The sequence below is a fragment of the Dyadobacter bucti genome, assembly GCF_005869225.1.
Classification (GTDB): Bacteria; Bacteroidota; Bacteroidia; order Cytophagales; family Spirosomataceae; genus Dyadobacter; species Dyadobacter bucti.
Window position 1 is genome coordinate 911238 of the sequence record NZ_SWFP01000003.1, and the last position, 10657, is coordinate 921894.

Genomic DNA, 10657 nt, shown 5'->3' on the forward strand with positions numbered 1-10657 from the left:
TTCTCGATTCAATTAATACATAATCCAGAATCGAAGCATTTAGACTCACAATTTAAGTCTTAAATAAGGTAGTTTATACTCACGTGCTAAAAAAGCAAATGCTATTTATATGACGGTTTTATGTGGGATTTGCGATAACTAGCATCTTTACCATGCTGTTGGTTGAACCCTGGAATAAAAGGAGACACAGATCATTAGATTGAAAAAAGAGGCTACACAGGTGAAAGAGCCACTCCAACAAAACCTCTCAGTCTTACAGTCAATACGGTAACTACCTGTAATACAACCTGTTCACCAGGTAAACATCTTGTTTCGTATTGGTAACAATTCGACTTTTGTATTTCTAAAACAATCATTTTATGTTAGAAAACATTCTCGGATCGAATTTTTGTGTAATTGCCTTAAGCGTCAAAAATCTGGAGCGCACGAGACCAATTTACATCCCTTTCACAGTGAATCGTCCCAGGGACACTATTCCTACCCAAATCAGCCACCGGTCCCAATGGAAGGTGCAAACTGGGAGTGAAGTCAAAAACAAGAAAGCCAGCACGGAGTTCAGGGTTAGATCAATCATCATTGCAGAGCAATTGTGCCATGAAGGTCGATAAAGATATCCTAATTGATCTGTTCCAGCGCAAGGATAAGAAGAGGAGAAAGGTTCTCTATGAACTTTATGCGGAGCTTGTGTTGACATCACTCTCTGCGCATTATGTCGCAGAAATGATTAGTGCAGATTTGGGAAAACCTGAGCTGATCGATGCTGATGATGTGCGCTATTGTCGATATTATTTTCGGAAAAAAGCCAAGCCGTTCGGTAGAGTTCCTTTGAAAACGGAACCGCTTCTTCCTTCACCAGCTCCTGAACCCCGGCCGCAACACACTCATAATATGAGCGTGAAAAATCCACTTAAAGCACCCTGGTCTGATGGGGATGCAAAGGATATGCAAGACAAAATTTCAGTAAAAACTAAATTCATTAACAAAAATGAGACGTAAATTCAATTTAATACTTCAAGCAAAAGGTGGAGTTGGTAAGAGCCTGCACACCTATCTTCGGGCTTTGTCTGAAAAAGATAAAACTTCGCTTTTCGTCGATCTGGATAGCTCAACTCAAACGTCCACGCGGCAACTGGCTTTTCTGGGCGACGAGCGTTTGGAAACCATTTCGCTGATCGACAATCGTGACATGTTAGTCCGGGATCTTTTCATCGGATACATTGAAAGCCTCATGCAGACTCCTTTTAACGAAATCTTTATGGATTTTGGTGCGCCTGAAAGTGAGCAGTTCCCTGCGCTTGTGTCGCGAGATCTGGACTTTGAGGAATGGTGTGATGAGGTAGATGCAGACGCTGTGTTCCACATAATAATTGGCGGCGGCGGGGCTTACCGCGCGAGTGTCGAGTATTTGCAAAAAATGATTGAGGTCCTTGAAGGCAAGTTTAGGATTTTAGTCTGGGAAAATGTGTTCAGTTTCCGACAATTCTCGCGTCTGTCAGAAGAATTGGCTAATAACTGCGCTGCACTCGGGTTGGAACACATCAGGTTTGGTGATTTCGAGGCGAACTCTCTGCTCGGAAGCCAGATTTTGGATGGTATCAGGAATGGATTTCCGTTGGAAAATTATGGGCCTGGTGCGAGACTAAGGTTGAAGAAAGAAATTCGAGATAGCTTTTGCCATGCATAGTAGAACCGAACTCAATCACATTAAGGGGAAGTACGGGCAGAAATACGCCCAGGAAATCGATGACTGGTCGGCATTATTGCTTGCGGAGGTCGAGGAACACTTTGACCGCATTAAGGCCGAGGTCGATCAATCTGTTGACACAATCGAAAAAGCGGCATCTGCAATCAAAAGCAATCAACGACCAGTTCATTTTTCTGACAGAAAGCAAGCTTTTTATTATGGCTTGGCGCAAAGTCTTCCATGGTCTGTTGTTGCGATAATTTGCTCGATTTTATTTTCTTGGCTAATCTCAACAGACGAGGAGTATCGAGAGCGTCTCAGGATTGTTAAAGCTTACGAAAATGCACCAGCCTATCGTCTTCTAATGCAGAATGGCGAGATTGTGCAGGATGAGCGCGGTAATTTTTTAAAGCTTCGACCTCAGGGGAAGAAAGGGGATGTATTGATCGGGCAAGAATACTTGTTTGACAAAAAAACCAAGGAAATGCTCATTCCACTTGGGCGGAACTAAGCCCCGTAAGTCTGAAATCAGGTTTCAAACATTTTCAAACAAAGACAAACAAACTCGAACATTTTCGGGAACCACGGTGGTTTTTCCACAGCCAGCTATCGCCAGTACGTCGCAAAAAGCGACTCCCTGGCGGCTGGCCATGGGAAAACCCCTGGACCCATGCTATTCGCCTCGCGGCTCATAGCTTAAATCGTAGACATTATGGAAAGCAAAAGAAAAGGAAGACCACCGAAAGAGGAGAAGGTTGTGCGAAGGGACCACTTTTCTGTATGGGTTACCAAAGATGAAAAAATGAGGATCAACCAGCTGGTTGAAAAGAGCGGGCTTTCAGCAAGCCAATTCTTTTTGACATTGGCACTTGACACGCCTATCAAACGGCCACAAAAGAAAACGTTGCCCGCCAGAACCGCTGAGATAATCCGCACACTCGAACAGCTCAGCGGTATTCTGTCGCTTGCGGTTTTGAAGACAAAGGATCATCAAATGCAAAGCCGGCAATGGATGCAGAGTAGTCAGCACATTCGGTTACTTGCACAGATCACTACGCTCTGGATATTTGAAGATTTTGAGATAAGGACATTCCATAAGACGCTCGACAACGTGCAGCAATGGATGCAGCAGTTAAAGTTATACATTCAGCGGATCCTGCCCGAATCTCAAAATAAGACCAGCATCCTTGAAACAACCGAAAACATTTTTCGCAATGCCCAAGACCTGCTGGCAAAGTATGAGAGCTACTATCAACCAATTGAGCTGGCCGGACAGCTTCGGGTATGGAAATCGAATGCGTCGGATAATCCCGATCAAGTGCATATGATCATTGAAGAGAAGGTCACGGCAATGCTTAAACGTTTAGACTTATGATAGGGAAAGTGGGTTTGGGAAACTTCGCCAAAGGCATATTGAGTTACTGCTATTATGAAAAGGAGTTGACAGCAAAACAATTGAAAGAAGTTACGATTGACGACGTTCGGGGAGAGCTTATTTACATTCAGCATCTTGGCATAAATACAATGCCGGACGGAAGGCTGGACTTGGATTATCTCGCCAAGCAAATGCTGGATAACAGGGACAAAAACAGAAATCTCAACAAATATGTTTGGCATCAATCGTTCAGCTTTCCGCCAGGGGAAGATCCGCCCGCAGAAAAGCTTACCAGCTTGGTGGTAGAGTTTGCAAAGGAATTTGGTTTTGCGGAGAATCAAATGCTTGCCTTCAAGCACAACGACACGAAGCATAAGCATATTCATATTGTCGCAAACCGGATCAATTACAACGGCAAAAACACCGCTGATCATTTTAAGAATTATGCGCGGACGGGTGAATTTTCAAGACGGATGGAATTGGAACTTGGACTCACAATAACTTCTGACATGAGCTTAAATCAAAAAGGAAAGCAGCAAGCGCCAAGGCAGGATAAAGCAATCATTAACCTCAGGAGTTTGGTAGATCAAGTTTTAGCAAAAGCATCTTCAATCGATGAGTTCGGAAGGCAAATGCAAACGCACGGATTCAAGACGTATATAGGAAGAGGTATAGCTTTTTTCAATATGCAAAATCGGATGAAAGTGAAAGGTTCTGACCTGGGGAAAGACTATTCATTGCAAAATCTTGAACAGCGAATGGGTATGGAGATGTCGCAAGCTTTTGTGCCTGTAAAACGCAAGAAAAAGTCTCGGCGGAAACAACAAGGATTAAGTATCTAACGAATATTAGAACAGAGCAACAGCTAATAATATGTTTTCCAGAGTCGAAAACCACGCACACTTGTCAGTCAGTGCAACGAAAGTTACGAAGTAAAAAGTGACGGCTGTAAAGTCTCCGGCTATTTACCACGGCTAGGCGCCCCCGGCTATCGCCGCTCCTTAAACCGCCTCCCGACTTTGCACCCAAGGGGCAAGCCCCGTCACTTTTTCTTCGATTGAAGGAGGCGATTGCCCTGAGCACAAAGCCGGGGCTCGTAACTTTAAAGACTTTCAATCATGAAATCATCAGAAAACGCTCCAAGGATTTATGTTGGCACTTACGGAATGTACAACAGCGGTTCACTCTTCGGGAAATGGTTTGATTTGACAGACTATGCTGATGCAAAGGAGTTTTACCAAGATTGCTATAAATATCATCGTAATGAATTTGATCCAGAGCTCATGTTTCAAGACTGGGAAAACATTCCGGACTTCCTGATTTCCGAGTGCAGTTTGGATGATAAGGCGTTTGAGTACTTCCAAGCACTTGACGAAATGGACAATGCTGCAGCCGAAGCTTTTAAGCTTTACTGCGAACAGATCAGTAGCTGGCCTGGCAACGAGAAGGTGTTAGACGAGCAGATTGAAAATTTTCAGGAAAGCTATCGAGGATACTTTGGCGGATCAATGAAGGATGCGAAAATAGAGTATGCTTACCAGTACGTTGATGAAACTGGAATGTTGGCTGATGCAACTGCGACGCTTGAACGTTATTTTGATTATGAGGCTTTTGCTCGGGATTTGTTTTTAGATGAGTATAGTGAGGTCGGTGGGTATGTGTTTGCAGATTATTGAGTTTTCATGGCTGGTTAACCGACAAACGACGGTTAACCAGCTGTAAATTAATGTTTTGAATCCTAGTCAATTTGTATCCACCCAAGTAAGTACATCTTTTCTGTCGCGGCAACCGCGCCTATCTTCGCATGATCGAATTTAAGAAATATGTCCATCATGTTGAAACGCGAAATCAAATCCGAAGAGATGTTCAGGCTAGTTACAGAACTGGAATCCGCAGACTGCGACCGTCAGAGTTTTGCACGGCGTCAAGGAATAAGTTTAAGTAAGCTTGATTATTGGCGGCACCGTTATCATCTTTAAAACCAAAACGGATCAGGATTTATTGAATTGAAAGGTTTGCCTGTTGATTCATCCGTAGAAATTGTCTATCCTAATGGTGTGACAATCCGCTTGTCTGGGGACTCTGGCCTAATACGTTCACGTGCGCTGGTTACCTTGTTGTAGGAATGTTTTCTTTAACTTCATCCCAGCGATATCTACTTTATAAAGGCGATTGTGATATGCGCCGGGGAGCATACTCGCTCAGTGGGTTGGTTCGCAATGAATTAAACCGGGATCCGCTTTCGGCGAAGTATTTGTATTTCTCAACCGTCGTCGCTCCTGCATTAAACTGCTCCGCTGGGAACCCGGCGGATTTGTATTGTATAGCAAACATTTAGAAAAAGGCACCTATTGGAGGCCAGTCTCAATGGCAAAAGACGGGGCTTTATCCTGGCCGGAATTGGTATTGATGATAGAGGGCATCGTGATTAAAAGAAGTACTCAAAAGCCCAGATATGTCACATTTTCTTAGTTTTTCACATTGGAAATTGTGAGACTTTTGACTATTTTTAAATCATGTTAAACGCTCTCGAAAGTCTGTCTAAAGAAGACCTGATCGCTCTGATCGGGCAAAAAGATGTGCTTCTCAAAGAGCAACAGGCGCATTATACGGAAGTTCTTCAACAGAAGGAATCAGAGATCGCCAAGCTTCGCCGGATGCTATTTGGGCAGAAGCGGGAACGCTTTGAAACCTCGCCTATACAGCTCCCGTTAGATTTTGGACAGACCCTGTCTGAACAAGAGATCAAAGAACTGGAAGAGTTGATTAATAAGAAAGCAGAACTGGTTAAACAGCAGGATGACAAAGCTCGGGACACCGACCGACCACGCGGACCACATCCTGGCCGTTCACCTCTTCCCAAGCACCTCACTGTACAACAGCTGGTCTTGGAGCCACAGGAAGATACGACGGACATGGTGCTGATTGGCAACGAAGTGACCGATAGCCTGCAATATGAACCTTCTCGCTTTTACATTCAACGTATTGTTCGCCCTAAATATGCCCCGAAATCAGCCAATGTAATTGATGAACCTGTTCACATTGCCATCGCAGAGCTACCGCAGTCCGGATTTGGTAAATGCATAGCTGGAACGGGATTAATCGCCCAGATCCTGATTGATAAGTATTGTGATCATTTGCCTCTGTATCGTCAATTACAGCGATTTAAGAGGGAGGGTATTGACATAGCGCCAGCCACAATGGATCACTGGGTGAAACTGGGTATGCAGCGGCTGGAATTATTGTACGAATATCAAAAATCGATAGTTCTAAAAAGCAATTACTTACAAGTCGACGAGACCACCATCAAGGTACTGGATCACGATAACAAGAAAGGAAAAACCCACCTAGGGTACTTTTGGGCATACCATGACCCCTTGGGTAAGCAAGCCTTTTTTAGTTACGAGCCTGGAAGAGGTGGCAAGTACCCCACCACAATGCTGTCCGACTTTAAGGGATACCTACAAACCGACGGTTACGCCGGATACGAGGGCTTGGCCCAAAGGGAAGGCGTTGTCCATCTAGCTTGCTGGGCACACGTCCGCCGTAAATTTGAAGAATCCCTTTCTTATGACAAAGCTCTTGTGGAAACGGGTATGGCTCTGATACAGGAGCCGTATGCTATCGAACGACACATGAAAGAAAAAGGGCTGGACAGCGACCAAACCAAGGAACTGAGACTAAAAGAAGCATTGCCTAAGTATTAACTCATGGATCAATGGATCAGTGCTAATATGTCAAAAGTTTTACCGAAGAGTCCGATCGGCGTGGCATTCCGCTATGCCTTTGAAAGATGGGACGAACTGGGACATTACATGTATGATGGGATGCTCCAAATAGACAACAATCTGGTCGAGAATCAAATTCGCCCGATAGCACTAGGTTATGCATAGTTAAAGATTATGTAAAGTAAGTGAGCAATACCACGTTCCATTTTCAGTAGACAGCAGTTTTCTGTCACATTACTTTACATAATAACAATGGTCAAAAACGTTTGAGCCAGTCCAAAAGGTTTTCATTCGACAACCAGACCGGCTGCTTTTCCGGTACAACTGATGTGTATGCTCTTTGGATCGCTTCCCGTTTCGCACGCGAATCGGCTCGTGCATATACTTCCGTCGTTTGAACAGAAACATGACCGAGAATATCGCGTATGTACACCAGATTGACGCCTGCTTGCAGTAAATGCATTGCTTTGCTGTGACGCAGGGTGTGGCAGCTGATCTTTTCTGGTAAATGAACCTCACCTGTTGTTTTTCTGGCCATATCAGCATATTTAAGTAGAATATGATTTACGCCAGCCCTTGTAAGCTTTTCGTTCCGACTATTAAAAAACAGCGGATGTACGTCGTTATATGCCTGAAGAAGATGATGTTCTTTCAGATAAGGCTCCAATAATCGTACTTGCTCGTCGAGCATTGGAACAATGCGGGTTTTATTGCCTTTGCCATTAATCCGGATTGTACTCAGCTTGTCAAGCCTGAGACTAGACGGCGTCAGATCAATAATCTCCTGAACACGTGCGCCTGTATCGTACATCAACGAAAGCAACGCCAGATCACGTCTACCTCTAACGGTCCGGGTATCCGGTTGCTGTAAAAGCATTTTAATCGCATCAATGGTCAGATAGTTCATTGGTACTATCGCCTTACGCTTCATCGGTATTGACAAGATCTTCTGACATTCATAAAGATGTTCAGGATGCTGATACTGCATGTAGTGAAAAAAAGCATGGATAGCAGCCAATCTCGCATTCCTGGTCGCGTTACCATTTTTGCGTTCTACTTGCAGCCAATCAAGAAAACCGACGACTGCTGTTTGATTTATATTTTCTAATGTCAATCTTGATACAGAGATGCCTTGCGTTTCCATGTAACCTATGAACAGGGTGAAAGTATCCCGATAAGCGCTTATAGTGTTCTTACTTGCGCCGCGCTCGTGCGCCAAATACCCGGTCAAAAAACCTGTCAGGCATTTTGAGAAGTTAGTAGGTTTCATAGCCTGAGCTGTTAGGGAAAACGTTTATACAGATCCTGTCAATATCCTTCAGCAACCCAGGGTACATGGCAGATACCAGCCTGACATAATGATTTGTCGATTCTACTGATTTGTGACCAAGGTAGGTTGAGAGTACCGGTAAGCAGCAGTAGATATCCGCTCCACGTTCGGCCATCATCGCTAGGGAATGGACACTAAATGAATGGCGCAATGCGTGTGGTGTTATACCGCGACTTTTGGGAATTCCGGCCGCCAATAACAAACGTGAAAACCAGCGGCCGAAACAATCGTGTGATATGCTTTTCCCATCAAGGGAGATGAAAAAGTGGTCCTTTTTTATCAGGTAAGCGGGTAATTTATTCCTGTAAAAGACGTATTGCCTAAGTACGGCTGCCAACGAATCTGAAAAAGGGATGACACGCTGCTGTCCGTTCTTGCTGTCCCGTACAAGGATGGTCTGGTCATCAAGGTTAACATCTCCAACCGATAAAGCCAATGCTTCTCCGCCTCTGAGCCCTGTACAGTACAGTAACCTTAAAAGTGCAGGCATAGCAAACATGATTTGACGTAAACCCTTCTTGATACGAAAATGATCTGCTACTTCAAAAAGGCGTCCAAGCTCATCTTGTGAATAAATATGTGGCGTAAAATCCATTTTACATACAGGTAAACGCATCAGATAAGAGTGGATACCCTGTTCGTTAAGGAATGATGCCAGCTTATTGATGAGCAATGCGCGATGAAAATTATAGGATGACGACAGGTTAGCGCCTGTTTGCATCCATGCTTGCGAAAGTTTCGGCGTGATGCCCAGCCGGGTTTCGCCACGGCTAACAGTAAAGCGGTCAAAAATTGCAAGTATGGATTGCTCTGTTTGCTGCTTAAAGCCTAATCGCCTTTTATAATCCAGGTATTGTTCCAGATACGGGGCATAAATGCCGGTGAAGTGACTATGCATAAAAACAACCTCCTTTCTGATTATAGAAGCCATCAGCCACAGCAGGTGCGTCAAGCATACACTGCTTCATGGATGTAAGGTCTATCCGTAAATAGTATTTTGTTGAACGAGAGTTTTCATGACCGAGGACTTCTGTAATAACCGGTAAAACGGTACTCTGCTCCAGAAGTAAACTGGCAAGGCTGTGACGGAGCGCATGAGGCCCATGGTGCCGATGTTCAATATTAACCCCTGAGAGAATAAATGCACGGTTCACAAGATTGGTTATTCCGCAGCTATGCATCCTCCCAAATGGAGACCGACCCGCCAGGAACACATACGGTTCATCAGAAATTGGCCTCCCGTATTTCAGGTACTCAATGATCGCTTCACCAATCTCAGCAAGTAAAGGCAGTTGGAGTTGTCGCCCGGTTTTGTACTGACTTACCGATATTATGCTTTGCTGCCAAAACAAGTTTTCAAACTTCAACCCGGCAATGTCGGATGCTCTCAGACCCAGTCTGGCGGCAATTAATATAATCGCATAATCACGTTTTCCACAGGGTCGGGCGCGGTCGATCTTACCGATCATCTTTTGAATCTCATCGACTTTAAAGACAGACGGAAGCTTGGCCTGTTTTTGATAGTTGTCTTGTGGGACAGAAAGCGAGATATCTTTTTTTATCAATCCCTGTTCAAAGAGAAATTTTAAAAATGTTCTGATCGCTCTTAATGTCATATGAGCAACAGTGGAATACCGTATATCTAAGGTCCTCAGATAATCCATAATTACTAATTTATCCACCTTGTCGACGGAAGTGATGCCCTTATCTTTCAGATAGAGAAGAAACTTGCTTAGGTAATGTTCGCGCTCTCTTATTGTTGTTGACTTCAAACGCAGCGTGGCCAGGTGATCAACAAATTGCTTAACCAGCGCGCCGATTACACCGTCCAGTTGGAGCCGTTCCCGGGATCTGGTTATGGTACCGGTGTCATAAAATTCACATAGTACACTGACAATTTTCACAAAATCCTTATCTCTTTTGGAAAGTGTAGCGTAATCGAGCTGGCCAAACCGGTCAAGTAAATGTTGCCTGCCAAGGTTAGAAGTGAATTCGGGTATGCTTTGGCACCGTATCTCACGCCACATTCGTCGCCAATAGATACGATACCAGTTAACTGTCGCGTCAGTTCTTAATAGTTTGGTTCTCAACACTTCGCCTGCATCATAGATGAGCTGATCAAAGCATGTCTGTATTTTTCTCATAGCTGCATTGTTTTAGTGATTGCAACATCGCAATCACTAAAACAATGTATTATTATGTAAAGTACTTTCGTCTTCCGGTAAGCCTGGAAGCAACTTTTATATGCTGACTTTACATAATCTTTAACTATGCATAACCGATTTTATGCAAAGCTTTACATAATATCGGTCGAAAGAATTTCTTATTCGCCGGAAGTCATGAAGGAGCGAGAAGAGCGGCTGTGGTATATACCTTTATGGCTCAATGCAAAAAGAACACCATCAATCCCCACTGTAAGCTTTCCCGAAATTAGGACAGTGTAGGATTAGACTCGAAATGAGCTAATTTTAACTGTCACATGAAAAAGAAAAACTACTCAGAAACCCAGATCGTGGCGATCCTCAAACAGTATGAGGGTG

Annotated in this window: 10 protein-coding genes and 1 pseudogene; 8 read left to right on the forward strand and 3 right to left on the reverse strand. The window is 44.0% G+C overall.

Annotated elements, in window-relative coordinates; genetic code table 11:
* Positions 1-594: 594 nt before the first annotated feature.
* The 8 genes and pseudogenes from FBF61_RS13850 to tnpC all read left to right on the forward strand — a co-directional run bounded on the left by FBF61_RS13850 (position 595) and on the right by tnpC (position 6952).
* Positions 595-996 carry a hypothetical protein gene (locus FBF61_RS13850; RefSeq protein ID WP_138478018.1) on the forward strand — a complete coding sequence of 134 codons (402 nt, stop codon included), beginning with the start codon at positions 595-597 and terminating at the stop codon, positions 994-996.
* Positions 986-1684: a P-loop NTPase family protein gene (locus FBF61_RS13855; protein ID WP_138478020.1), complete on the forward strand. Its 699-nt coding sequence runs from the start codon at positions 986-988 to the stop codon at positions 1682-1684. Before FBF61_RS13850 ends, FBF61_RS13855 begins: the two co-directional genes overlap by 11 nt.
* On the forward strand, positions 1677-2195 hold the full coding sequence (locus tag FBF61_RS13860) for a hypothetical protein (RefSeq protein ID WP_138478022.1): 519 nt from the start codon (positions 1677-1679) through the stop codon (positions 2193-2195). The genes FBF61_RS13855 and FBF61_RS13860 overlap by 8 nt, the downstream gene beginning before the upstream one ends.
* Positions 2196-2396: 201 nt before the next feature.
* A complete protein-coding gene (locus FBF61_RS13865) occupies positions 2397-3059 on the forward strand; it encodes a plasmid mobilization protein (RefSeq protein WP_138478024.1) in 663 nt (220 codons plus the stop codon).
* On the forward strand, positions 3056-3901 hold the full coding sequence (locus tag FBF61_RS13870) for a relaxase/mobilization nuclease domain-containing protein (protein ID WP_138478026.1): 846 nt from the start codon (positions 3056-3058) through the stop codon (positions 3899-3901). Before FBF61_RS13865 ends, FBF61_RS13870 begins: the two co-directional genes overlap by 4 nt.
* Positions 3902-4177: 276 nt before the next feature.
* On the forward strand, positions 4178-4735 hold the full coding sequence (locus FBF61_RS13875; protein WP_138478028.1) for an antirestriction protein ArdA: 558 nt from the start codon (positions 4178-4180) through the stop codon (positions 4733-4735).
* Positions 4736-5282: 547 nt separating this feature from the next.
* Entirely contained in the window at positions 5283-5531 is a 249-nt protein-coding gene (gene tnpB, locus FBF61_RS35540; protein ID WP_205748282.1) for an IS66 family insertion sequence element accessory protein TnpB, read from the forward strand.
* A 44-nt stretch (positions 5532-5575) separates the two neighbouring features.
* Positions 5576-6952 (forward strand): annotated as a pseudogene (tnpC, locus tag FBF61_RS13885) (IS66 family transposase).
* Between the two features lie 91 nt (positions 6953-7043).
* On the opposite strand, the gene FBF61_RS13895 reads toward tnpC, so the two are convergent.
* The 3 genes from FBF61_RS13895 to FBF61_RS13905 are packed head-to-tail and all read right to left on the reverse strand — an operon-like array spanning position 7044 to position 10261.
* The gene (locus tag FBF61_RS13895; RefSeq protein ID WP_138478034.1) at positions 7044-8057 is read right to left on the reverse strand and encodes a site-specific integrase; all 1014 of its coding nucleotides are present in this window, start codon (positions 8055-8057) and stop codon (positions 7044-7046) included.
* Positions 8044-9048 (reverse strand): tyrosine-type recombinase/integrase, encoded by a 1005-nt coding sequence (locus tag FBF61_RS13900; protein WP_138478036.1) that lies wholly within the window; start codon positions 9046-9048, stop codon positions 8044-8046. The genes FBF61_RS13895 and FBF61_RS13900 overlap by 14 nt, the downstream gene beginning before the upstream one ends.
* Complete coding sequence (locus FBF61_RS13905; protein WP_138478038.1) at positions 9008-10261, reverse strand: site-specific integrase; 1254 nt, start codon at positions 10259-10261, stop codon at positions 9008-9010. Before FBF61_RS13905 ends, FBF61_RS13900 begins: the two co-directional genes overlap by 41 nt.
* Positions 10262-10657 lie beyond the last annotated feature (396 nt).

Bases quoted from the DNA above. Each gene is read 5' to 3' on its own strand.
- FBF61_RS13850 (WP_138478018.1), top strand. From the start codon at position 595: ATGAAGGTCGATAAAGATATCCTAATTGATCTGTTCCAGCGCAAGGAT.
- FBF61_RS13895 (WP_138478034.1), bottom strand. From the start codon at position 8,057: ATGAAACCTACTAACTTCTCAAAATGCCTGACAGGTTTTTTGACCGGG.
- FBF61_RS13860 (WP_138478022.1), top strand. From the start codon at position 1,677: ATGCATAGTAGAACCGAACTCAATCACATTAAGGGGAAGTACGGGCAG.
- FBF61_RS13865 (WP_138478024.1), top strand. From the start codon at position 2,397: ATGGAAAGCAAAAGAAAAGGAAGACCACCGAAAGAGGAGAAGGTTGTG.
- FBF61_RS13870 (WP_138478026.1), top strand. From the start codon at position 3,056: ATGATAGGGAAAGTGGGTTTGGGAAACTTCGCCAAAGGCATATTGAGT.
- FBF61_RS13905 (WP_138478038.1), bottom strand. From the start codon at position 10,261: ATGAGAAAAATACAGACATGCTTTGATCAGCTCATCTATGATGCAGGC.
- FBF61_RS13900 (WP_138478036.1), bottom strand. From the start codon at position 9,048: ATGGCTTCTATAATCAGAAAGGAGGTTGTTTTTATGCATAGTCACTTC.
- FBF61_RS13875 (WP_138478028.1), top strand. From the start codon at position 4,178: ATGAAATCATCAGAAAACGCTCCAAGGATTTATGTTGGCACTTACGGA.
- FBF61_RS13855 (WP_138478020.1), top strand. From the start codon at position 986: ATGAGACGTAAATTCAATTTAATACTTCAAGCAAAAGGTGGAGTTGGT.